General features: G+C 34.6%; 24 protein-coding genes. All 24 read left to right on the forward strand.

The window, feature by feature from the left end:
* Positions 1–5 precede the first annotated feature (5 nt).
* The 24 genes from ACY2A0_RS10115 (at position 6) to ACY2A0_RS10230 (ending at position 25,336) form a co-directional block, all read left to right on the forward strand.
* Positions 6–1,091: a Wzz/FepE/Etk N-terminal domain-containing protein gene (locus ACY2A0_RS10115; RefSeq protein WP_461789333.1), complete on the forward strand. Its 1,086-nt coding sequence runs from the start codon at positions 6–8 to the stop codon at positions 1,089–1,091.
* Positions 1,091–2,278, forward strand: coding sequence for a UDP-N-acetylglucosamine 4,6-dehydratase (locus ACY2A0_RS10120; RefSeq protein WP_461789334.1), 1,188 nt, complete (start codon positions 1,091–1,093; stop codon positions 2,276–2,278). Before ACY2A0_RS10115 ends, ACY2A0_RS10120 begins: the two co-directional genes overlap by 1 nt.
* 7 nt (positions 2,279–2,285) lie before the next feature.
* Entirely contained in the window at positions 2,286–3,437 is a 1,152-nt protein-coding gene (locus tag ACY2A0_RS10125; protein WP_461789335.1) for a LegC family aminotransferase, read from the forward strand.
* A 4-nt stretch (positions 3,438–3,441) separates the two neighbouring features.
* Positions 3,442–4,062: an acetyltransferase gene (locus ACY2A0_RS10130; RefSeq protein WP_461789336.1), complete on the forward strand. Its 621-nt coding sequence runs from the start codon at positions 3,442–3,444 to the stop codon at positions 4,060–4,062.
* 3 nt (positions 4,063–4,065) lie between these two features.
* Positions 4,066–5,082: an N-acetylneuraminate synthase gene (gene neuB / locus ACY2A0_RS10135; protein WP_461789337.1), complete on the forward strand. Its 1,017-nt coding sequence runs from the start codon at positions 4,066–4,068 to the stop codon at positions 5,080–5,082.
* Entirely contained in the window at positions 5,079–6,230 is a 1,152-nt protein-coding gene (neuC, locus tag ACY2A0_RS10140) for a UDP-N-acetylglucosamine 2-epimerase (RefSeq protein ID WP_461789338.1), read from the forward strand. Before neuB ends, neuC begins: the two co-directional genes overlap by 4 nt.
* Positions 6,227–7,279: a nucleotidyltransferase family protein gene (locus ACY2A0_RS10145; RefSeq protein ID WP_461789339.1), complete on the forward strand. Its 1,053-nt coding sequence runs from the start codon at positions 6,227–6,229 to the stop codon at positions 7,277–7,279. Before neuC ends, ACY2A0_RS10145 begins: the two co-directional genes overlap by 4 nt.
* Before the next feature lie 7 nt (positions 7,280–7,286).
* Entirely contained in the window at positions 7,287–7,979 is a 693-nt protein-coding gene (locus ACY2A0_RS10150) for an acylneuraminate cytidylyltransferase family protein (RefSeq protein WP_461789340.1), read from the forward strand.
* Entirely contained in the window at positions 7,976–8,821 is an 846-nt protein-coding gene (gene hisF, locus ACY2A0_RS10155) for an imidazole glycerol phosphate synthase subunit HisF (RefSeq protein WP_461789341.1), read from the forward strand. Before ACY2A0_RS10150 ends, hisF begins: the two co-directional genes overlap by 4 nt.
* A gap of 6 nt (positions 8,822–8,827) precedes the next feature.
* Positions 8,828–9,463, forward strand: coding sequence for an imidazole glycerol phosphate synthase subunit HisH (hisH, locus tag ACY2A0_RS10160; protein ID WP_461791436.1), 636 nt, complete (start codon positions 8,828–8,830; stop codon positions 9,461–9,463).
* Positions 9,464–9,468: 5 nt separating this feature from the next.
* A complete protein-coding gene (locus ACY2A0_RS10165) occupies positions 9,469–10,632 on the forward strand; it encodes an N-acetyl sugar amidotransferase (RefSeq protein WP_461789343.1) in 1,164 nt (387 codons plus the stop codon).
* Positions 10,633–10,824: 192 nt separating this feature from the next.
* Positions 10,825–12,273, forward strand: coding sequence for an oligosaccharide flippase family protein (locus ACY2A0_RS10170; protein ID WP_461789344.1), 1,449 nt, complete (start codon positions 10,825–10,827; stop codon positions 12,271–12,273).
* Positions 12,270–13,436 carry a hypothetical protein gene (locus tag ACY2A0_RS10175; protein ID WP_461789345.1) on the forward strand — a complete coding sequence of 389 codons (1,167 nt, stop codon included), beginning with the start codon at positions 12,270–12,272 and terminating at the stop codon, positions 13,434–13,436. Before ACY2A0_RS10170 ends, ACY2A0_RS10175 begins: the two co-directional genes overlap by 4 nt.
* Positions 13,437–13,443: 7 nt before the next feature.
* On the forward strand, positions 13,444–14,130 hold the full coding sequence (locus tag ACY2A0_RS10180; RefSeq protein ID WP_461789346.1) for an acyltransferase: 687 nt from the start codon (positions 13,444–13,446) through the stop codon (positions 14,128–14,130).
* Between the two features lie 77 nt (positions 14,131–14,207).
* Positions 14,208–15,128: an NAD-dependent epimerase/dehydratase family protein gene (locus ACY2A0_RS10185; RefSeq protein WP_461789347.1), complete on the forward strand. Its 921-nt coding sequence runs from the start codon at positions 14,208–14,210 to the stop codon at positions 15,126–15,128.
* Positions 15,125–16,297: a glycosyltransferase family 4 protein gene (locus tag ACY2A0_RS10190; RefSeq protein ID WP_461789348.1), complete on the forward strand. Its 1,173-nt coding sequence runs from the start codon at positions 15,125–15,127 to the stop codon at positions 16,295–16,297. Before ACY2A0_RS10185 ends, ACY2A0_RS10190 begins: the two co-directional genes overlap by 4 nt.
* Positions 16,298–16,308: 11 nt before the next feature.
* Complete coding sequence (locus ACY2A0_RS10195) at positions 16,309–17,142, forward strand: glycosyltransferase family 2 protein (protein ID WP_461789349.1); 834 nt, start codon at positions 16,309–16,311, stop codon at positions 17,140–17,142.
* Entirely contained in the window at positions 17,132–18,310 is a 1,179-nt protein-coding gene (locus tag ACY2A0_RS10200) for a hypothetical protein (RefSeq protein WP_461789350.1), read from the forward strand. Before ACY2A0_RS10195 ends, ACY2A0_RS10200 begins: the two co-directional genes overlap by 11 nt.
* Entirely contained in the window at positions 18,291–19,007 is a 717-nt protein-coding gene (locus ACY2A0_RS10205; protein ID WP_461789351.1) for a glycosyltransferase family 2 protein, read from the forward strand. The genes ACY2A0_RS10200 and ACY2A0_RS10205 overlap by 20 nt, the downstream gene beginning before the upstream one ends.
* Positions 19,001–19,822, forward strand: coding sequence for a glycosyltransferase family 2 protein (locus ACY2A0_RS10210; protein WP_461789352.1), 822 nt, complete (start codon positions 19,001–19,003; stop codon positions 19,820–19,822). Before ACY2A0_RS10205 ends, ACY2A0_RS10210 begins: the two co-directional genes overlap by 7 nt.
* Positions 19,819–20,724: an NAD-dependent epimerase/dehydratase family protein gene (locus ACY2A0_RS10215; protein ID WP_461791437.1), complete on the forward strand. Its 906-nt coding sequence runs from the start codon at positions 19,819–19,821 to the stop codon at positions 20,722–20,724. The genes ACY2A0_RS10210 and ACY2A0_RS10215 overlap by 4 nt, the downstream gene beginning before the upstream one ends.
* A 13-nt stretch (positions 20,725–20,737) precedes the next feature.
* A complete protein-coding gene (locus tag ACY2A0_RS10220; protein ID WP_461789354.1) occupies positions 20,738–21,712 on the forward strand; it encodes an MraY family glycosyltransferase in 975 nt (324 codons plus the stop codon).
* 51 nt (positions 21,713–21,763) lie between these two features.
* Entirely contained in the window at positions 21,764–23,704 is a 1,941-nt protein-coding gene (locus tag ACY2A0_RS10225) for a polysaccharide biosynthesis protein (RefSeq protein ID WP_461791438.1), read from the forward strand.
* Between the two features lie 6 nt (positions 23,705–23,710).
* Positions 23,711–25,336, forward strand: coding sequence for a gliding motility protein RemB (locus ACY2A0_RS10230; protein ID WP_461789356.1), 1,626 nt, complete (start codon positions 23,711–23,713; stop codon positions 25,334–25,336).
* Positions 25,337–25,341: the final 5 nt, after the last annotated feature.

Below are 25,341 nucleotides of genomic sequence, written 5' to 3' on the forward strand. Positions count from 1 at the left end.
AGTAAATGACAAACGAGCTAGAAAAAAAAGATACAAATGATGAAATCTCATTAAAAGAATTGATATTAAAGATTAGAGAATGGTGGTGCTATTTTTGGAGTAAGAAGTGGATTATTATTGCGGCAGGTGTTCTTGGAGCTTTACTTGGAATTGGCTACTCATTTATGAAAAAGCCTATTTATATCGCTACGACAACATTTGTGTTGGAAAGTGGTGATAAAGGTGGTGGCTTAGGAGCTTACGCAGGGGTTGCCTCAATGATGGGAATTGATTTGGGGAGCGGGGGCAATGACATGTTTCAAGGGGATAATATCCTAGATTTTTACAAGTCTAGAAAAATGATTGAGAAAACGTTATTTAATCCAGTTGATAGTACGAGTAAGCAGCCTTTGATAGAAAAATATATAGAGATAAATAATTTAAGAGAGGGCTGGAGTAAAAATACAAAGTTAAAAAGCTTAAGATTTAATGTAGGTGATTATGAATTAGTTAAAAGAGATCGTTTGCGTGATAGCGTGATAGGCAGCATAGTCAACTCAATCAATAAATTTTATCTTTCTGTTGATAGACCAGATAAAAAACTAAGTAAAATCCAAGTAGATGTTAAATCTACAGATGAAATGTTTGCTAAGAGATTTAATGAAGAACTGGTAAAAAACGTCAACGATTTTTATGTACAAACTAAAACTGGAAAATCATTGACTAACGTAGCGATTCTTCAGCGTAAAACGGACTCGGTACGTGCTGTGATGAATGGTGCGATTTATAATGCTGCCGCAGTTTCCGATGCAACACCGAATATGAATCCAACTAGGCAGGTAATGCGTGTAGCTCCGATTCAAAAAGCACAAGCATCAGCAGAGACTAATAAGGCTATTTTAAGTTCGTTAATTCAAAACTTAGAGATGTCTAAAATGTCTTTAATGAAAGAAACACCACTGCTTCAAATTGTGGATGGACCAACTTATCCTCTTAATAAAGAAAGGTTCGGAAAAGCTAAGGGGATTTTGGTCGGTGGGGTAGTGGCAGGGTTGTTGACGTTACTAACACTTATAATTAGACGGTTGTACAAAAATATTATGAATAGTTAATGGATACACTAGAACTGATTGGTAGATCAAGCGAGTTATTTGCCCAGGATATAACGGAGAACGAAACGCTATTGTCATCAGCTGTTAATAGCTCAAGATTTTTAGTTTTAGGTGGTGCAGGTTCAATAGGACAAGCGACGGTTAAAGAAATTTTTAAACGAAATCCCCGAAAGCTGCATGTGGTTGATATCTCCGAAAACAATTTAGTTGAATTAGTTCGAGATATTAGGAGTTCATTTGGGTACATTGCTGGTGATTTTCAAACTTTTGCTCTCGATATCGGATCTTTAGAATATGATGCTTTTATTGAAGCAGATGGACAGTATGACTACGTGTTAAATTTATCAGCACTTAAGCATGTAAGGTCTGAGAAAGACCCTTATACTTTGATGCGTATGATTGATGTAAACATCTTTAATACAGAAAAAACCATTAATCAATCTATAGTTAAAGGAGTAAAAAAATATTTTTGTGTGTCTACAGATAAAGCAGCAAATCCTGTAAATATGATGGGGGCGTCAAAACGAATCATGGAGATGTTTTTAATGCGAAAATCGCAGCAAATAAATATTTCTACTGCTAGGTTTGCCAATGTCGCTTTTTCAGATGGATCATTATTGCATGGGTTTAATCAACGTATGCAAAAGCGTCAGCCAATTGTCGCTCCAAATGATATCAAGCGTTATTTTGTCATTCCAAAGGAATCTGGGGAACTTTGTTTAATGTCATGCATCTTTGGAGAAAACAGAGACATTTTTTTTCCGAAGCTAAGTGAGGAATTACACCTAATTACTTTTGCTGAAATCGCTGTAAAGTATTTGAAGCAAGCTGGCTATGACTCATACTTGTGTAGTACTGAAGAAGAAGCTAGATCAAAAGTTGAGGAGATGATTAAAATTGGAAAGTGGCCATGTCTGTTTGCCAAAAGTGATACCACTGGGGAAAAGGACTTTGAAGAGTTTTTTACTTCTAGCGAAACGTTAGATTTAGCTAAGTTTACCAATTTAGGGATTATCAAAAATGAGGCTATTTTTGACCTAGACAAACTACTATACTTTGAAAAGAGTGTAGAGCTGATGAAAAACGCTAGAAAATGGGAAAAAGAAGAAATTGTAGATTTATTCCGTGAAATGATTCCTAGCTTTGGACATAAAGAAACAGGTAAGTATCTAGACGCTAAAATGTAGTTTGATTATGGACAATAAGTATGTGGAGTTAATCTCATTCATTAAACAACAATTTCCTAATCAGGATTTTATACCCTTACATGCGCCTTTTTTTTTAGGCAATGAACAGAAGTATGTTGCTGATGCAATAGAATCTACTTTTGTTTCATCGATTGGCCAGTATGTAAACCGTTTTGAGGAAATGATGGCTAGTATTACGGGGGCGAAGTTTGCTATTGCTACCGTAAATGGAACAAATGCTCTACATTTAGCATTAATACTTGGTGGTGTTGAGATTGGTGATGAAGTGCTTTCTCAAAGTTTGACGTTTATAGCCACTGCCAATGCAATAAGCTATATAGGGGCTAATCCAGTATTTATTGATGTAGATAGAGATACACTTGGTATGTCTCCAACGGCGTTACAAAAGTTTTTGGAAGTACAGGCAGAAATGAAGCCCGATGGGTTTACCTACAATAAAACTACAGGAAAAAAAATTGCTGCTTGCGTACCCATGCATACTTTCGGTCTACCTTGTCAAATGGACGAATTGTTAGCAATTTGTAGAGAATGGAATATATTCCTGATTGAAGACGCTGCCGAGTCTTTAGGCAGCTATTATAAGGGCAAGCATACTGGAACATTTGGAAAAATAGGCACATTTAGCTTCAACGGGAATAAAACGGTAACCTGTGGTGGTGGCGGGGCGTTGGTAACTGACTGCGAAGAGTTGGCGAAACGAGGGAAACACTTAAGCACACAGGCAAAAGTGCCGCACAAGTGGGAGTTTGTTCATGATGCTATTGGCTACAACTACCGTATGCCTAATTTGAATGCAGCTTTAGCCTGCGCTCAGTTGGAGCAGCTAAATATGTTCGTCTCAAATAAAAGAGAGTTAAGTTTAGCATATCAGCATTTTTGTGCAACACATAACATACAATTTATCAGTGAAAACGAACATACAACATCTAACTACTGGCTAAATGCAATTGTGGCGAAAGATAAGGAAGAAAGAGAAGAGTTTTTAACATACGCCAATGCTAACGGAGTAATGTCGCGTCCCATTTGGCGGCTAATGAACAAGCTTCCAATGTTTCAAAACTGCCAACACGATGGGCTAAAAAATAGTGTTTGGTTGGCTGATAGAGTGATTAATATTCCAAGTAGTTACCGCCCTTAACACAATGAAGAAGGATCTTGTTTTAATTGGCGGAGGCGGGCATTGCAAGTCTTGTATAGATGTAATTGAACATACCAATGAATTCAATATTATTGGAATCTTAGATCAACGAGAACTGATTGGCAGTCATGTACTAGGATATGAAGTAATAGGTACAGACGATGATTTACTTAAGTTTAAAGCAAGCCATTTTTTGATAACGGTTGGTCAAATCAAAAGTAATTTAACTAGGAAGAAGATATATAAAAATTTGTTAGACAATAGTTTGTCGATAGCTACCGTTATATCGCCAAATGCTCACGTTTCAAAACATGCTAAAATTGGAGCTGGTACGATTATAATGCATCACGCTATCGTAAATTCTGAGTCAACCATAGGGAATAACTGTATAGTTAATACAAAAGCCCTTATAGAGCATGACACAATAGTTGGCCACCACTGTCATATTTCTACAGCTGCGGTATTAAATGGAAATTGTAATATTGGTAATGACGTTTTTATAGGAAGTAATGCAGCCGTGGCCAATCATATAACCATTAAGGATAACGTGGTGGTAGGCGCTGGTGTAACTGTGATAAGGAATATTACTACTGCAGGTATTTTTACTGGAAAGCTTAATAAATAAGGGATGAAAAAACATACTATTATAATTGCTGAAGCGGGCGTAAATCATAATGGTTCATTTGAAAATGCGTTGAAACTAATCGATGCTGCTGTTGATGCGGGAGTGGATTACATCAAATTTCAAACATTCAATGCTGAGGCGCTAGTTTCTAAAACCGCGAAGAAGGCAGATTATCAAGTTCAAAATACAAGAGATGCTAACGACACGCAGCTACAAATGCTGAAAAAACTAGAACTTTCATCTGATGATCATGAAGCACTTATAAAGTATTGTGAAACTAAAAAAATCAAATTTTTTTCTACAGCATTCGATCTCGGCTCACTTGAATACTTAAAGCATCTCGGTCTAAAATTGATGAAGGTACCTTCAGGCGAAATTACAAACTTACCTTACCTGCGGAAAGCAGCTAAGTTGTTTGACGAGATTATCTTGTCAACTGGTATGGCCACCATGGCCGAAATACAAGCCGCTTTAGCCATATTTACGGAAAATGGAATTGATAAAGACAAGATAACCATTTTACATTGCAATACCGAATATCCTACACCAATGGATGATGTGAACTTAAATGCGATGCTAGCTATTGGGCGTGCTTTTGGTACCAAAATCGGCTATTCGGATCACACACTTGGGATTGAGGTGCCTATTGCATCAGTTGCCTTAGGAGCGACCATTGTAGAGAAACATTTTACCCTTGATAAATCAATGCAAGGCCCTGACCACGCTGCATCGTTAGAACCTGAAGAGTTGTCCGCCATGGTTAAAGCCATAAGAAACATAGAAGCTGCGATGTCAGGTTCTGGTATAAAAGAGCCAAGTAAATCTGAGATAAAAAATATCGCTATAGCACGAAAAAGTATAGTGGCCAGTAGAAACATTAAAAAAGGAGAGCTGTTCACAGAAGACAATCTTACAATTAAAAGGCCAGGAGATGGCATATCGCCAATGCTTTGGGATGAAATTATTGGTAAAAAGTCTTCATTTGATTTTTTGGCAGACGACGTAATTAAGCTTAAATGAAAAGAATTTGCGTTGTAACAGCAACTCGTGCAGAGTATGGTTTGTTGAAACCTTTAATGAGTAAAATAAAAATTGAAAGAGACTTTACGCTTCAAATCTTGGCTACAGGAGCACACCTTTCCCCAGAGTTTGGATTGACATACAAACATATTGAAGATGATGGTTTTACGATAGATAGTAAAATTGAAATGCTATTGTCGGCAGATACTGATCCAGGCATAGTAAAGTCAATGGGGCTAGGCATGATAGGCTATGCCGATGCTTTCACGCTGTTAAAACCAAATGCTATTATTATACTAGGTGACAGATATGAGATGTTAGCGGTTGCAGCTGCGGCAAGTATATTTAAAATTCCCATTATTCATCTACATGGAGGAGAAAAAACTGAAGGGGCATATGATGATGCCATCAGACATGCCATTACCAAATTAAGCCAGCTGCATTTTACTTCGACAGAAGAATATAGAAATAGAGTAATACAAATGGGTGAAGATCCCGATAGAGTTTTTAATGTTGGCGCAATAGGATTAGATAACATTATTAATCAACAGGTTTTAAGCAAGCAGGACTTAGAAAGGGATCTGGGAGTAACTTTTAAAAAATATAATTATCAGATTACATTTCATCCTGAAACACTGGCTGAAAAAAGCTCCAAAGAGCAATTTGAAGAACTTTTGACGGCTATAAAGCAGCAAAAAGACAGCCTGTTTATTTTTACTAAAGCTAATGCCGATTCGGATGGAAGAATTATAAACTTTATGATAGATGAATACGTGAAAAATAACCCCGATCATGCTATCGCGTTTGCTTCGTTAGGTTCGGTTAAATTTCTTTCTCTTCTAAAATGTTGTGACGCTATTGTTGGCAATAGCTCTAGTGGCATAATTGAAGCACCATCATTAGGTATTCAAACTATTAATATTGGCGACCGACAAAAAGGTAGGGTACAAGCATCAAGTGTAGTCAATTGCGAATCTAGCTCGTCGGCAATAATTCAGGCATTTGATCAAGTTAAGCAGTATAAAAAAGAGAATGTATCTTTAACAAACCCTTATGGTAGTGGAAATACAGCTGAAAAGATCTATTGCTTATTAAAAGAAAAACTAAACCAAAGATTTGAAGCTAAAGCTTTTTACGATAAATTATGAAAGAAATAGTAACAAGACATACCATTGATCATACCCAATCTGTTAGAGAAGCATTAATTAGGTTAGATGAAATTGCACCAGATTCAATCCTATTTGTTACTGATGGAGATAAAAAGCTGCTAGGATCACTAACCGACGGCGATTTACGAAGGGGTTTTATTAAAGGTCTTGATTTTTCTAATCATTTATTAGACTTTGTACAACCCACACCGGCCTGTTTAAAAGAGAATGCCGTTGATTTAAAAAAGATAGAAGAATATAGAAATAATGATTTTAAAGTACTCCCTATCGTAAACAGCTTAAATGTAATAGTTGATATATTGGTATTTAGTTTACAAAAGACACTGATACCTGCGGATGCTGTACTTATGGCGGGAGGCGAAGGGAAAAGATTAAGACCGTTAACAGAGAATACGCCTAAACCACTTTTGAAAGTTGGAGAAAAGCCTATTGTTGAATACAATATAGACAGATTGGTTAATTATGGTATTAAAAAAATTTCATTAAGTATCAATTATCTAGGAGAGCAAATTGAGTCGTATTTTGGTAATGGGCAATCTAAAGGGATTCAAATAGAGTATGTTCGAGAGACAGAACCTTTAGGCACTATCGGTTCTATTTTACTTGTAGAGAGTTTTAATCATGATGATATTATCGTAATGAACAGCGATTTGCTAACTAATATTGATTTTGCAGACTTCTTTAAAAGCTATCAAGAATCTGACGCAGATATGGCAGTAGCAGCAACAAGTTATCATGTAGATGTCCCCTATGCGGTGCTGGAAGTAGATGATGGAACAAATGTCAAGTCATTAAAAGAAAAGCCCAGATACACTTACTATTCAAATGCCGGGATATACATTATAAAAACTCGGTTACTGAACATGATTCCGAAAGATACATTTTTCGATATTACTGATTTGATGGACAGGGTGTTAGAAATGAATTTAAAGCTTATTACTTATCCAATCAATGGCTATTGGTTAGATATCGGAAAGCATGAAGATTTTAAAAAAGCGCAAGAGGATATTAAACATATAAAACTGTAAGTCATAGATGAAAACACTTTGTGTAATCCCAGCTCGAGGAGGGTCAAAAGGAGTGCCAGGCAAAAATATAAAGCCTTTAAATGGTAAACCTTTAATATGTTATTCTATTGATGTAGCGAGGAAAATATTAAATGATACTGATATATGCGTATCAACTGACGATGATGAGATAATTTCAGTTGTGGAAAGTTACGGCTTGAAAGTGCATTTTAAGAGGCCTGAGAATTTGTCGGACGATAACGCGGGAATGAATGAGGTGCTAATGCATGCGCTAGATTATTACAAACAGCAAGGGTTAAGCTATGATAACCTAATTTTATTACAGCCAACTTCTCCTTTCAGAAAAGAAGAGCAATTACGAGATATATTAGGAATGTACAATCCTAATATTGATATGGTGGTATCTGTAGCAGAATCTCATCAAAGCCCTTATTTCACTTTATTTGAAGAAACTGATGAAGGTTTCCTTAAAAAATCAAAAGATGGTTATTATCAGACAAGGCAACAAGCTCCAAAAGTATTTTACTATAATGGCTCTGTTTATTTAATTAATATTGATTCATTAAAACAAAAATCGATACACAGCTTTAATAAAATTGTTAAGTATTGCATGACCGATGTTTATTCAGTTGATATTGATACACCATTAGATTGGGCAATTTGTGAAACTATAATTAGACAAGGTTATATAATTATATGAAAACAGTAAGAATAATACCAAGATTAGATATTAAAGGGCCTAATTTGGTAAAAGGTATACATTTAGAAGGATTAAGGGTTTTAGGAAAGCCCGCAGACTTTGCAAAATATTATTATGAACAAGGTGCTGATGAATTAATGTTTATGGATGTCGTTGCATCACTTTACGGCAGAAATAGTCTTCAAGAAATAGTTTCAGAAACAGCTAAAAGTATTTTTATTCCAATTACTGTTGGAGGAGGGATTAGAACACTTAGTGACATTACTAATATGCTTCGAGCAGGAGCAGATAAAGTTTCTATTAATACAGCGGCTATTAACGACCCCTCTTTTATTAAGAAGGCATCGGAAGAATTTGGTTCTTCAACTATTGTAATAGCTATTGAGGCAATTAAAAATATCGACGGAAAATATTATGCTTTTACAGACAACGGGCGTGAACATACTGGAGTTGAGGTGGTAGAATGGGCTAAGAGGGTAGAAGACCTAGGCTGTGGAGAATTAGTTGTAACTTCTGTGGATAATGAAGGAACCGGAAAAGGTTTTAATGTTGATTTGATAAGCTCTATTGCTTCAGTAGTATCTATTCCGGTAATTGCTCATGGTGGCGCAGGTCAAAAAAGTGACGTAGAGTCATTGCTTGATGATGGAATAGTTGATGCCGTAGCAATCGCATCTGTTTTGCATTACGATACCATAAAATATTTAGAAGCAAATACAAATGACCAAGTAGAAGGAAATTTTGATTTTCTTAAAAGTGGACGACTATTTGGGAATTTTTCGACATTTAATTTAAAGGATTTAAAGGAATACCTTCATTTGAAAGACATATATTGTAGATAGAATAAGATGAAAAAGAAAACAGTTATTATTGACTACGGATTAGGCAATTTATATAGCATAGCACAAGCATGTGCGCATGTAGGAAGTACCCCTGTTATTACATCAGATCGCGAAGAGATTATTAATTCAGATTCAGTTATTTTACCGGGTGTTGGTGCCTTTAAAGTGGCAATGGACCATCTGAATGAAATGAATTTGACAAATACTATAGTAGAATTTGCTAATACAGGAAAACCACTCATGGGAGTTTGCTTAGGTATGCAGCTTTTATTTGAACAAAGCCAAGAATTTGGTGAACACGCAGGCTTGGGAATAATCCCGGGAGCCGTGAAAAGATTTCCTCAAGAATACAATCAAAATAAACTTAAGATACCCCATATTGGATGGAATAAACTATTTAAAAGTAACGTCGAATGGGAGAAAACTCCATTATCAGAAGTTGCTGAGACAGACTTTATGTACTTTGTACATTCCTATTATGCAGAACCGGCAGAGTTATTAAGTGTACTCACTTATACATATTATCAGGATTTTAAGTACTGTTCTTCTGTACAAAAAAATAACATTTTTGGATTTCAGTTTCACCCGGAAAAAAGTGGTGAAGCCGGATTGACTATTTATAAAAACTTTTTAAGCATTTAATTAATATGGAACATAAAAATACCCAACAGCGTTACAATCTTCCTACAGAAGTAAAGTATTGCGTAAAATGTACAATTTCAAATCAAAGACCACGCATCAGCTTCGATGAAAATGGTGTTTGTTCGGCCTGTAACTTTGCAGAATTTAAGCAAAATAAAATTAATTGGACGGAGAGAGAGCACGAACTGGTAACACTTTTAGATAAATTTAGAAGAAATGATGGTAAATATGATGTAATTGTACCATGCAGTGGAGGCAAGGACGCAGCTTACATAGCGCACGAGCTTAAACATAAATACGGAATGAATCCTCTTACCGTAACATGGGCACCGCATCTATACACCGATATCGGCTTTCAGAATTTGCATAACATGATAAGGGAAGGCAATTTAGCAAATGTATTGGGTACACCTGCTGGACAAACGCACAAAAAATTGACTAAACTATCATTTGAGATATTGGGCGATCCATTTCAACCATTTATTTATGGACAAACTAATTTTCCGCTTCAAGTAGCGGTGCAACATCAAGTCCCATTAATTATGTATGGAGAAAATGGGGAAGTAGAATATGGTGGAGACATGAAAAATGCATTTAATCCTAAAAGAGATTACAAAAGCGATCATAAGAAGCATTACTTTTCAGGCTTAGGACCAGAAGACTTGACAAAATATGGCGTTAGCGAAAAGGATCTCGTTCCTTATATGGCGCCATCCAATGAATCTTTGGATGCAATGGGCGCAGAAATACATTTTTATGGCTATTATAAGAAATGGGTTCCGCAAGAAAACTACTACTATTGCGTTGAAAATACAGGCTTTAAAGCCAATCCGGTAAGAAGTGAGGGAACTTACTCCAAATATGCATCTTTAGATGATCAAATAGATGGATTTCATTATTATTTAGCTTATGTTAAATTTGGATTAGGTAGATGTACTTCTGATACTGCACACGAAATTAGAGATGGACATATTACTAGAGAAGAAGGTGTGGCACTGGTTAATAAATTTGATGGTGAATTCCCAGCAAAATATTTCAAAACATTTTTAGAGTATTGCGACATTACCGAAGAATATTTTTGGGAAGTAGTTGACAGTTGGAGATCAGATCATCTTTGGTCTAAAGTTGATGGAAAGTGGGTGCTTAAACACCAAATCCCATTAATTTGATTTTGTAAGAATAATTGTGGAGCGAATTCTATTCAAGTTTGGTCGAATTGGATAATATGTTTCATTAGCGCTTTTAGTCATCTTTAGAATCTAGTAGTTTCAAGATTGCGATAGCATTGAAAATTCTGCTTACACTCCTTACCTTCATTAGTTGAACTTAATTGATTTAATCTACGCTCTCACAGAGTTAATATGTCAAAAAGTATCCTTTTAAAAAACACCATTATTTATTCTATAGGTGAAATTTTCCCTAAACTGGTTAGCTTTCTTTTATTGCCAATATTTACATCCTATTTATCGGAAGCAGATTATGGAATTATTAGTTATACGAATTCGGTGATGTTTTTTTTATTTGTATTTTCTGCGTTGGCATTAAATACATATTTGTTGAGGGAATTTTTTGAATGCAAAACTGAAGCTGAACAGAAAAGGCTAATTGGGAGTGTTTTTTTCACGATACTCGCAATTAATGTAATCATACTGATATTAGGGTATTTATTTGGTCCAACAATAATCAAGTACACTCATTTACAAATTCCTTTTTATCCTTTTTTCTCTCTTTTACTACTTAATAATTTCTGCGAAGCACTTTCTATTGTTCCATTGGTGGTATATCGTGTTCATGAGAATGCGTTAGCATATGTAATAATTAGTATTTTAAGAGCAATATTAATATTTGCATTCACTTATGCTTTCATCATACATCTAGATTTGGGCATATTAGGTAATTTTTATGGAAGACTTTTTGTTAATGCATTTTTTGTTCTTATTTATCTATATATTATTTTTAAAAACTCGATAATCAACATAGATTTCACAGCTATTCGTAAGAGTTTAGTCTTTTCTTTACCTTTAATTCCAGGTGCTATAGGTTATTTGTTAATGAATATGTCTGATCGTATAATTCTTGAGAGATACGTTTCTTTATCAGATATTGGAATTTATTCAGTGGCTTACACTTTAGCATATAGCTTAACAATCGTCATCCAAAGTGGATATCGATCTTTTGAGCCAGAGATTTACAGGAGATATGATTCCCCAGATTTTAATGAGTTCGTAGAGAACATTCATAAAGTTTATATGTTCGTAGTGTACTTCCTAGCATTGATGCTGGTTATTTTTGCTAAAGATGTACTTCAGGTTATGACTAAAGGAAATTTTATTCAAGGATATATACTCATTCCCTTAATTGTGATTGGCGTAATCGCTACCGCTCAAAATGCTATTTTAATTTCAATTGTGATATCTGAAAAAAATACTAAGCTAAGTGGTTTATCTACTGTAATTGGAGGTTTCATAAGCATAGGATTTAATCTTTTATTTATTCCGCAGTATGGAACATCCGCAGCCGCCTTAGCTTCTTCTATAGCTTATATTTCGATGAACGTGATTGTATTATCCAAAATGAAATTTAAAAGTTCAGTGATAAAATCAGATTTCCTTTCTTTTTTTCTATTTATTATTGTTGCAATTGTTATCACACTGATTTTTGGACATAAGGCAACTTCTTTCCTTACATTATGCCTTAAACTAATTATATCTGCTATAAGCTTTGTTTTTCTTTTTTTGATTTATCGTCTAAAAATAAGTGAGTTTAATTTTCTGCTAGCTTTTTTTACAAAACCGCGTAAAAACTCATGAAATCACTTATTGCCGTTCAAGGAACTGCTCAATTTATAACCGCTTACATTGCGTTTCTTTGGCATGAAGAAAAAATACTGAAAGAAAAAAGCGAGGCCGTATTGCTGGTTTACGACACGAGTGTGCCAGAAGATGAGGATTTGTTTAAAAATTCAATTCTAAGTATGGCATCAATACAAGAGTGGCATAAAATTGTTTTTATAAGTACGGAAGAAATGAAAAAGATCTCTTCCAATATATATGCCAAATGCATTTCTAAACTTGTCACAAAATTAGATGAAGCGAATTTTGATAATATATATATAGCGAGAGACTTCGGAAGTTTTGGAACTCAATTAATTATCAATTCCTATCCATCTTCCGTTAAGATTGAGTATGGAGATTCCTTTGGATTGATAGGTAATCAAGATGAATTGAAGATTACAATGGCAGTTTTCTTTAATAATCCATTGATGATTGCTAAAACAATAATTAAGCAACTTATTTATTTACAATTTCCTTCACGTTTTAATTTTGACCTGACTATTCTTAGTATTCCATTGATTTGGGATAGAAGATATTTGAAAGGTAAAAATATAGTTATCCCAGAAATGAAATTCGTAAGAAGTGTATTTTCCCGTTTAGCTAATCAATTTACTGATTTACAAATCTTTTGTGAGAGTTTGCTTTACACAAGCGAAGCGAAACCAAATGTGTACCTCCTAAGTAATTTATATAATTCTGGTTTCAGTACGATAAAAAATGAGGTAGATTTATATGAGGAAGTAATCTTTGAAACGGCAAAACCTGGGCAAACAATTATTCTCAAGAATCATCCCCGAGGTTCAAATATTATTATGCAGTCTTTGAAAGAGAGATTAAGCAAAAACTTTATTGTTTTATTAGTCGATGACGAAAGGTTTAAATTTTTACCGATTGAGCTTTGGGAAAAACTTTTTCAAAGAGCGATCATCTACCCTATTTTTTCTTCAAGTGTAATTAGCTTACGATATCTGTTTGCGACTAACGTAGTTATGTCACTTAATGATGAAAAGATATTTAGGTACATATTCCCTAATAAAGTTGCAGAAAGTATCCATAGTGAAGAAATGTGTCATGAAGCCTCCGACGCATTATTTAACTGGGATGAAAAATCTCCTCTTTGGATAAGGAAAGACACATAAAATGAAGATGAGAAAATTAAAAATGTTGTTTCTTAGGTTGAGAAATAAGCTAAAATATTTTTTACATAAGAATATTTCTTCAAAAGCTTACCTATCATCAAACGTACAAATTTTTGGGTTGGATAACATACTAATTCATGACGGTTGCGTTATAGGAGATAATACTCTGCTAACCGTCAACAACCGCAAAAATAATAATATTCAGTTAGTCTTGGGATATTATACTTACATTGGCCGGGATAATTTTTTTTCAGTTGGGAGATCAATCGTAATAGGGGACTATTGCATTTTTGGAAACAAATGCTCATTTATATGTAGTGATCATATTTTTAACACGCCCCTGTTGCCCTACGCTTTAACAGGTAATAGTTTCGAAAAGGCGATTAAGATTGGTGTAAATTGCTGGCTTGGACATGATGTTTGTATATTAGGAAACGTTACAATTGGTCATGGCTGTGTAATTGGAGCAAAGACATTAATAACTAAAGATATTCCGCCTTTCAGTATGGTGGTCGGAAATCCCGCCAAAATTATTAAAACTTTCAATTTTCAAAAAGACACGTGGGAAGAAGGTGCTAATTTCCAGCCTTCTATATATGATGACGAAGATATTTACCTTAGTTATCTTAATGAATTGCAAAAAAAACCGCCAATTAATTTATACTCCGCGTCATCAAAATATGGACATATATAGTGTGTCGTATGACCTGCAATAGTACTAAGTCGAAAAGAAAGAGGATTTTTATATCTACGAAATTAAATTAATAATTAATGAAAGTTTTGATAACAGGTGCGTATGGGTTTTTAGGACGTTATGCAGCTAGAGAATTTAAATTACAAGGATGTCACGTAATTGGGATAGGCCATGGTAGATGGTATCAAGAAGAGTTTATTAAATGGGGAATCGATGAATGGATAGAATCAACAATTACCTTCGAAGCATTAATTAACAGCAACCACATTTTTGACGTAATTGTTCATTGTGGAGGAAGCGGGTCTGTTGGATTCTCTAAAATTAATCCATTTGAAGACTTCCAAAAAAGCGTGCAAAGCACATTAGCAATCTTAGAATATATCCGGTTAAGATGTCCGGGTTGTAAGCTTATATACCCTTCCAGTGTATCCGTTCAGGGAAATTTGCCAGATATGCCCATTAAAGAAGATGTAATTGCTGATCCCATTTCACCATATGGGTTTCATAAAAAGATAGCAGAAGAATTATGTAAATCTTACACAATTAACTATGGATTGAAGGTAGGAGTCATTAGGTTCTTTTCTATCTACGGGGAGGGTTTACAAAAGCAGTTATTGTATGACGCATGCAAGAAAATTTTTTTTTCTGCGAAAGAAAAAGAAGTTATTTTCTTTGGTACTGGAAAAGAAACAAGGGATTGGATTTACGTTACAGATGCAGCTTCCCTTATCTATAAAATGGCAGTAAAGGTAGATAATTTTGATATTATAAATGGAGGTACTGCAATCAGAGTAGAAATTGCTGAAATTCTTGAAATGGTTAAAAAGGAATATGGATCTTCAGTACAAATAAAATTTGATGGAAGCGTTAGAGAAGGAGACCCTATTTATTTCTGGTCGGATATGAGCAAGGCGAAAAACTATGACTGGAAGCCAAGAATTTCATTAAGTGAAGGTATTAAGATGTATGTTAGATATTTTAAACAGTTATATAAATGATTAGAATAGGATTTCTGCTAAATTATCCAACTAGTTACAAAGGAGGAATAAACTATTTTAGAAATTTATTCTATGCAGTGAATGGTCATTTCAGTGAAGAGGTGGAAATCTTATTATTTGTTCCATCAAATCTAGCACAAGAATATGTAGACCTCTTTTCTCCTTTTGTGAAAATTATAAAGACGAAAGCTCTACAAAGAAAATCATCATTATGGTATTTAGACAAAGTTTCTGAAAAGTTAATCGGGGCTAATATCCTTTTGGATCAGTTAATGCAGAAATATAAAATAGACATAGTTAGCCACTCAAGTTTTGTGTCTAAAAAAGTAAAAACTATTAATTGGATAATGGATTTTCAACATTTTCATTTTCCTGAGTTGTATTCTCAAAAGGAAATTAATGCTGTGAATCGTGTGATGCAAAGAATTATCGAAAAAGGAGATGCAATATTTTTGAGTAGTTTTGGCGCATTAAAAGATTTTGAATCTAGATATGCAAAATTTTCAAAAAAAGTAAAGGTTTTGCATTTTGTTTGTCAGCCTTCAAAGGAGCTTAAAATAGTTTTGAATACAGAAGAGAGAGACAGGTTAGTTAAAAAATATGAGATAAATCGTCCTTTCTTCTATCTACCTAATCAATTTTGGGCACATAAAAATCATAAATTAGTTTTTGAAGCAGTATTGTCACTTAAGCAAAAAGGTTATGACCCCCTTTTAGTTACTTCCGGTCTGATGAGTGACTACAGAAGTAAGCGGGATCATATACAAGAATTAATAAATTTCGTTTCAAAAAATCATTTAAATAATAATATTTTGTTTTTGGGGCTAATCCCTTACGAGGATGTGTCTAATCTATTGGTTATGAGTGATTTGATTATTAATCCTTCTTATTTTGAAGGCTGGAGCTCAACAGTTGAAGAGGCTAAGACAATAGGTAAACATATTGCGTTATCAAATATTGATGTTCATTTAGAACAAAAACCTGAGTTTGGCATCTATTTTAATCCAGACAATGTAATTGAATTGACAGATATTTTGGTAAGAGTAATAGAAAAAAAATCCGATTTTCAGCAGAAAAGTTTAGATAGCTTACGGGAGAACCTTAATTTAAGGACGAAAGAATTTGCAAGCCAATATATAGAAACGATTAAAAAGGTGCTTAATTTTTAAATTGTTACTAAATGAAAGATGATATCTACGAGCAGTTGCTAATCGTTTTAGTTCTATATAAGATAGAGATGCTGAAATCCAAAACTTTTATAACGTTGAGGGATGAAATAGAGAAAAACAAAGTTGCAGTTTTAGTGTATGATAATAGCCCCCAGCCGCAAATCAACATACAAGGTAGTCATATTCACTATGTTTCTGATATATCAAATGGCGGCGTAAGTAAAGCTTACAATGCAGGCGCAAATCTTGCCTCTTTACTCAATAAAAAATATCTTTTGTTGACCGATCAAGATACTATATTCCCAAATAATGCATTAAAAACGTATATGGATGCTACAAGAAAGTTTAGTGCTCAAAAGCTATTTTCGCCGATATTGCTTTCTAATGGTGTTCCATATTCACCATGTAAATATTTATTTGATAGAGGATTTATTTGGGATGATGTAAGATCAGGAATTTTTAAATTACGTGGTAAAAACCTTTTGAATAGTGGTATTTTGGTAGAAAAGGACGTTTTTTTAGCTATTGGGGGGTACGATGAGAACATTAAATTATACTTTAGTGATTTTGATTTCGTTAATAGGTTAAAAACAAAAATTGATGAGTTTTATATAGTAGATGTTATTTGTCAGCATGAACTTTCGGATGCAACAAAATCAGATTTAAATTCTGCAAAATTCAGATTTAAACATTATGTGTTAGGAGGATATAGATGTTCTAAAGGTTTGTATAGTAAAATTTGTCAGTTTTTTTGGCTATTTCTTAGGGCGTTTAAACTCTCAATAAAATATAGAGATACAATATTCTTTTCGATTTTATTTGTAAAAAAGAAGGATGAAACTTAGGGAAGTTCTAATTGGCCTAATCACGATTTTGGTATTAGTTTTAGTAGTAGACCCTACAGATCTAATTTTTCATTTGAAAACGCCTTTGTTTCTGGTCATTCTTTTGGTTTTTTTATCGACTAAATTTACACAAACAATATCCTTAAATAGAGATGTCGTTCTCATAATCTTCACTTTTATCTCCATTCCCATGTGGGGTATTTCCGTAAGTTTAATACAAGGGACATTTGTTGACATGGAAATCGCGGCAGGGTTTTTAAAATCTTTTTTTTTAATTATCCTACTTTATATTGTATTTGATCAGCAAATTAAATTGGACTTAATATTGATTAAAGTCACAATTTTGATCCCTCTTATAATTATTCCTACATACCTAATATTATTGTATGATCAATCAGTATATTTTATAATATACGATTATTTATCAGTAGAAAAAAAAGTTGCCATGTTCTCACTAAGAAGTTATTTTGGACAGACGTTTATGATGTTGTACTATAAGACTTCCCCTTTACTCGTCTTTCCTCTTTCTTATTATTGGGATAAATTTTTAGCGTCCAAAAAAAGTATCTTTTTTTTTATTCTAGCGGCGATATTTGCATTTACCCTTTTTGTTTCTGGAACTAGGGCCAACGTAGTTGCTGCTATAATTGTTTTAGGATATCATATGTATGATAGAATCAAATCTCAAACGATGAGAATTTTCATGTCATCTGTTTTAGCAATATCTGTATTTTTTGGAGTGTTCTTATTGTTACAAATCTCAGTATCAACGGGCGAAGAATCTGCTGAAGTTAAAGCGGGACATTTTAGTTCATATGTTACACTATTTGAAGAGAAGCCACAATATCTTATTTGGGGACAAGGATTGGGTAGCTCTTTCTATTCTTCTGGAGCAGGACAATACTTAAGTCAATCTGAGTTAACCTATTTTGATTTAATTAGATTATTTGGCATTCCTATTTTCTCATTACTATTATTTTTGATAGTCTATCCGTTAATCATCCTGATGTTGAATAAAAAGATAACATCTAAAAACAAATACACATTAGTTGCATATCTAAGTTATTTGTTTATTGCTGGAACTAATCCCTTATTAATTAGTTCCACCGGAATTCTTGTAATAATAGTAATGTATTCCTTAATAAAACATGAGAGAGTTAGAATATAAGGTTTCTGTATGTATGGCAACTTATAATGGAGAGAAATATATTCTTCCACAATTAAAATCTATTCTTAGTCAATTATCCAAAGATGATGAAGTGATTATATCCGATGATTGTTCAACGGATCATACATTAGAAATGATTAAGTCATTAAATGATAGTCGGATTGTTATTTCGTCTGGAAAAAGATTTGCAAATCCAATATTTAATTTTGAGAATGCATTAAGGCAGGCTACTGGAAACTATATTTTCCTGTCGGATCAAGATGATATATGGGAAGATCATAAAGTATATACGCTTATAAATGAAATGAAGAAAGGAGCAGACTTAGTTATATCTGATTGCAAGATTGTAGATGAGAATCTAGAGTTGGTGCATCCGTCATATTTTCAATTTAATGGATCAAGACCAGGCATTTTGAAAAATATAATAAAAAACAGCTATATGGGTTGTTGTATGGCTTTTACGAAAAAACTCTTAGAAGAATGTCTTCCCTTCCCTTCTTATCTCCCTATGCATGATTCTTATCTCGGCTTAACCGCAGAAATGAAATTCAAAGTTTCATTTGTAAACGAGGCATTAATTTTGCATCGTAAACATCAGGGAAATGCATCTGCATCTGCAATAGGGAAAAGTAAATTCAGCGTATTTCAAAAAATTTCTTTTAGAATTAATTTATTAAAAGCCTTAATAAAGTGTTAAACAGAAATCTTAGTGCTTCTATTGTTCTATTTAATAATGATGATGAGCTTGTTTCAAAAACAAGCAGTAGCTTCTTAAATTTGGATAGAGAGTTTGTTTTATATTTGATTGATAACTCTGTATCAGATGTGTTGAGATATTTTTCAGAAAAAGAAAGGGTAGTTTATATCCACAACCCGTCCAACCCAGGCTTCGGTGCCGCACACAACATCGCAATAAAAAAAGCAATAGAGCTTGGAGCGAAGTATCATTTCATTATTAATCCAGATATTGAGATTAGCGAAGATGTTTTTACCCCAATGATTAACTTTATGGAGGCTAATCCGGAGGTGGGGATGATGATGCCGAAGATTTTAAATACTGATGGCTCAACTCAAAATTTGCCAAAACTGTTGCCCCATCCCTTTTGGATCTTTAGGAGAAAACTTAAAAAAATTGATCCATTCGGCGGTCAATTTATCGATAAATATGAATTAAGATCAGTACCTAAAAATCAAATCTATAACGTTCCAATTTTATCCGGTTGCTTTACCGTATTACGCCTTGAAGCAATAAAGGAGGTTGGGATGTACGACGAGAATTTTTTTATGTACTTTGAGGATTTTGATTTATCAAGAAGAATGCATCAAAAATACAAAACCGTCTATTTTCCAGAAGCTAAGGTGACCCATGGATATGAAGGCGGTGCTAATAAGAGTTTTAAGCTATTTAAAATCTTTGTACAATCAATGATAACCTATTTCAATAAATGGGGTTGGTTTTTCGATAAAGAAAGAAAACGCTTTAACGATGAGACTTTAGCGCAATTCAAATGAGTATAAAAGTCACCGGCTCCTCTGGTTTTGTAGGCCAAAATTTATTAGCGTATTTAAAAGCTACAGATATTGCTGCTATCAATCGTAAGCAATTGCAACGAGTTACGCCAGAGCATTTAAACGGTGCTTACGTCATTGTTCATTTGGCAGGCAAAGCCCATGATCTTAAAAAAACATCTTGTACAGACGAATACTATCAGGTCAATTACGAGCTCACCAAAAAACTCTATGATGCATTTTTAGAGTCTGATGCGAAGAAATTCATATTCATCAGTTCTGTGAAGGCCGTAGCTGATAGCGTTGTTGGCATATTAACTGAAGATGCTGTCCCCAATCCTCAAACAGCCTACGGGAAATCCAAGTTGATGGCAGAAGAATATATTCAAGCTCAAAAACTACCCGAAGATAAAAGCTATTACATATTGAGGCCTTGCATGATTCATGGGCCTGGAAATAAGGGTAATTTAAACTTGCTTTATAATGTAGTTCAAAAAGGAATTCCATATCCATTAGCGGCTTTCGAAAATAAGCGTTCATTTCTCAGCGTAGAAAATCTCTGTTTTGTAATAAAGCAGTTGATTAATAATCCGATAGCGTCAGGCGTATTCCATGTGGCGGATGACGAGTCGCTATCCACTAATAAAGTTGTTGAATTGTTGGCAAATGCCTCAAGCAAAAAAGCTAAACTTTTGAAAATTCCAGTAAAGATTGTAAGGACGATGGCCAAGTTGGGCGATTTATTTCGTCTTCCGCTTAATTCTGAAAGATTGCAAAAACTTACCGAAAGTTATCAGGTAAGCAACAAAAAGGTTGTTGATGCAATGAAAGTACCGCTGCCTTTATCAGCTATTGACGGCTTAACTAATACAGCTAAATCTTTTAATTCGGCTGCTCAGGTTTAAACTTTATAAATACATGTCTTATACTTCACTGATTTCTTACTTTATTTTGTTTATCGTATTGGAGCTGGTTTATTTCAAAATAGCAGATCGTTTCAATATCATCGATAAACCAAATCATCGGAGTTCGCACACAAGGGTTACTATACGTGGTGGTGGTGTCATTTTTCCTTTGTCAGTTTTAGCCTATGCCATACTACATGGTTTTGAAAACGTTTATTTCGTTATTGGCTTAATGGCTATCTCTACCATCAGTTTCTTGGACGACATTTTAACGCTGAATAACAAAATTAGATTAGGCATACATTTAACATCAGTATTATTGCTGTTCTTTCAATGGGATTTGTTCAGCATCAGTTGGTATTGGATACTCGCCGCCTTGATTTTTGTGATAGCTACGATCAACGCTTATAATTTTATGGATGGCATAAATGGCATTACCGGCGGATATAGCTTATTAACCATTATTACGTTGTATTACATTAACGAAAAGGTAACTCGCTTTACTTCTAGCGAACTTCTTTTAGTTGTCGGCCTGGCTTTATTAGTGTTTAACTTTTTTAACTTCCGGACAAAAGCAAAGTGTTTTGCTGGTGATGTAGGTAGCGTAAGCATCGCGTTTATTATTGTATTCTTCATTGGAGAGTTAATACTGACTACTCAAAATCTTTCGTATATCCTCTTATTACTAGTTTATGGCACCGACACCGCTTTTACAGTTCTTTTCAGAAAGATAAGACGAGAAAATATTTTCGAAGCACACCGTAGCCATTTTTATCAATATCTTTCTAATCAGTTAGGATACGCTCATATTTTGGTATCTTGTATTTATATATCGGCACAATTGCTAATCAATATATTATTATTGAGAATTGCGGTTACTGATATTTTGAGCGCATGTTGCTTATTAGCTTTGTGCATAGCGTTTTACTTATTTATTCGGTTTAAATTAGAAGGATTTAAAAAACTTTTAACGCCAAATGCAAGTTAGTTATGTTGATGGTAATTAATTATTGTTGTACCTTAGAAAAAATTATCCGCTTTGTTTGGTAAAATCAATATCGTACCCCGCTGGATTATCTTTCTGATAGATCTGGGAATTTGCTTGTTATCTTTAACTATTGCCTACGCCGTAAAGCTTAATTTAGTGCTTGCCAACGTAGATTTCGTTGAGTTTAGTAGAAATATATTGATTACTACCGTTATTAATGTTGTGGTGTTTTTTAACATTAAAACGTACGCTGGCATTATACGGTACACTAGTGCCCAGGATACTTTTAGAATTTTATTTGTCGTAATTATTAGTAATGGAGTTTTTTCTTTTATCAATTTCATTATTACTGCATTAGGCTATCATCCGTATATATCCACATCGGTATTAATTGTAAATTTACTTACTTCATTCCTCCTCCTGATTACTTATCGAGTACTGATTAAGTACTTCTTCATGTATATCAAAAATTTAAATTTAGATAAGCGTAAGGTAATCGTTTACGGTGCTGGAGAGGCAGGTTTGGCCACTAAGCGTACTTTCGATCATGATGGTAAGGTGAATAAAACTATCATCGCTTTTGTTGATGATGACGAAAGGAAAGTTGGCAAAGCCATTGATGGGATCAAAATTCTTAGTGCACAACGGCTCGAAGAACTAATACAGGAACATGAAGTTGACGAAGTAATTTTTGCATCTTACACCATTCCGACCGAAAAAAAGAATAAAATAGTTGATGTTTGTTTGGAGAATGATGTGGCTGTATTGAACATTCCCCCGGCGGACGCATGGGAAGGAGGAAAGCTTAATAAAGCGCAAATTCAGAACATTAATATCGAAGATTTGCTAAACAGAAAGCCTATTGAGATAGATGTTAAAGGGCTTCAGAAACAATTGAAAGACAAGCGGATACTAATTACCGGTGCTGCAGGCTCTATCGGTAGTGAAATTGTAAGACAGTTGCTTAATTTCGATGTAGGCCTAATCATTCTTTGCGATCAAGCTGAAACTGCACTTCACGATATTTACCTAGAACTAGAAGAGACACACAAGAATAATAATTTCCACGCTTTTATAGGCGATGTGACAGATGAAAAGCGGATGATTCACCTTTTCGAGATGTATAAGCCTCATTACGTTTATCATGCGGCAGCATATAAGCATGTGCCGTTGATGGAAGATAATCCTTCTGAAGCAATTAAAAACAACGTTTTCGGGACTAAAATGATCGCTGATTTGTCTGTGAAGTATGGTGTGCAAAAGTTTGTTATGGTATCCACAGATAAGGCGGTGAATCCTACCAATGTAATGGGAGCTTCTAAACGCATTGCCGAGATCTATGTGCAGTCACTTAATAACTCTTTGGCAAAAAGCGATTTTATTTTTAGCAACGGTTTGAGCTACATCAATGATTTGGAGGTAAAACCTATCACCAAATTCATTACAACACGATTTGGTAATGTGTTGGGTTCTAACGGTTCCGTTATTCCGAGGTTTAAACAGCAAATAGAAAAAGGTGGTCCTGTTACTGTAACACATCCAGAAATCACGCGATACTTTATGACCATACCTGAAGCATGTAGGTTGGTATTGGAAGCGGGCTGTATGGGCAAAGGAGGGGAGATTTACGTATTTGATATGGGTAAATCAGTAAAAATTGTCGAGTTGGCAAAGAAAATGATCCGTCTAGCCGGTTTAGTTCCTAATCAAGATATTAAAATCCAGTATTCAGGCTTGCGACCTGGAGAAAAGCTTTTTGAGGAATTGCTTAATGATAATGAAAATACAATGCCTACCCACCATGAAAAAATTATGATAGGTAGGGTTAGAGAATATGTTTTTTCTGAAATTGAGGCACAAATTTATACGCTTATAGGCCACGCCAATCTAAATGATGATAGGAAGGTGGTTTTAACGATGAAGAAGTTAGTAGTAGAATTTAAGAGCAAAAATTCGGTGTTTGAAGAGCTGGATGGTGTGATTAATGATTAATTTTACATGAGGAAATTATACATTTTTATGGCCATATTCGTGGCCTTTTTTGTTTTTAAGGCAAATAGCCAGCAAACGCAGTCCACTGCAAATCAATACATTTTGCATGACTATCAGTTATATCAGAAGCTGAACGGGTCTGTTTATGATACTAAATCAAAATTTCACTCTTCAATTAGGGGATTTTACGCAGACGACGATAAACTGAAGTCGGCTTACGATTCCTTAATGAACTTTGGCACGGATACGTTGAACAAACGTAGTTGGGTACACAGGAAGTTATTTCAAGAACATCTATTGCAATTTAAATCGGACGACTACCAGGTGTACGTCGACTTTTTAACTGATTTACAGTTCGGTAGAGATTTTAAAGGAGATCGCAGTACATGGTTGAATACCAGAGGTTTTCAAGTAGGAGGAAATATTGGTAGCAAATTTTCATTTTACTTAAATGGATTTGAAAACCAAGGGCGGTTTGCAAAATACGTGGATGATTTTATCGTAAATAACCAAGTGGTGCCTGGGCAAAGTTTTGGCAAGCTTGAAAAAGATACGAAGGATTGGTCTTATGCAACTGCATTGTTATCATACTCACCCAATAAGTACCTGAATTTAGCTTTAGGCTACGATAAAAATTTTATAGGTGACGGTTACCGGTCCATGTTGTTGTCTGATGTAGCTTCTAATTATTCATTTTTTAGGTTAAAAGCCACGCTTGGCAGTATCCAATATCAAACCATTTATGCTTATATGCTGGATCCTGGCGCACCTAAACTTACAATAGATAGGCGCTTGGGCGATAGGGCTAAGTGGATGGCGGCGCATTATCTCGACTGGAATGTAAGTAATAGGCTTTCTATCGGTTTTTTTCAAGCGGTAACATGGGCAGATGCAGAACCTGAGGGCAAAAGAGGTTTTGATTTTAATTATGTTCATCCATTTATTTTCCTTAGGCCAGTGGAGAGTTCGCAATTCTTTTCGCCCGATAAAATGCGACTTGGCCTTAATGTAAAGTATGAGTTGCTTGAGCGTACTGCGCTTTATGGACAATTCATGTTCGATGAGTTTACTGCAAAGGAATTTTTCGCTGGGAACGGATATTGGGCAAATAAATGGGCAGTGCAGCTTGGCCTAAGAGGTTCAAACTTATTTAAAGTGAAAGATCTTAATTATTTGGCCGAGTTTAATACAGCTCGTCCTTATACGTATGCACATTTCGATCGCGTTTCTAATTACGCTGCTTTCAATCAGCCTTTAGCACACCCTTTTGGAGCCAATTTTAGAGAAATGCTTGGTTTGCTAAATTATAGTTTTAAACGCTTCGATTTTCAAGGACAAGCACTGTATGCCAATTATGGTTTAGATCCTACTGGAGCTAATTTTGGTAAAGATATCTTCAAAAGCTACAATTCTAAAAGTGTAGAGTACGGTAGCCACATAGGACAGGGCATTTCTACCGATTTGTTAATCTTTCAAGGCAAAGTTGCTTACCTTCTTAATCCAAAATACAATTTAAGACTAGAGTTGGGCGGCTTATTGAGGCAAGAAAAAAATAGCTTAGCTCAAAACAATACTGCAATGTTGACATTTGGTTTAAGAACTAGTTTCAGAAATCTGTACTACGATTTTTAAGGGCC

Source organism: Pedobacter sp. (assembly GCF_965249885.1).
Classification (GTDB): domain Bacteria; phylum Bacteroidota; class Bacteroidia; order Sphingobacteriales; family Sphingobacteriaceae; genus Pedobacter.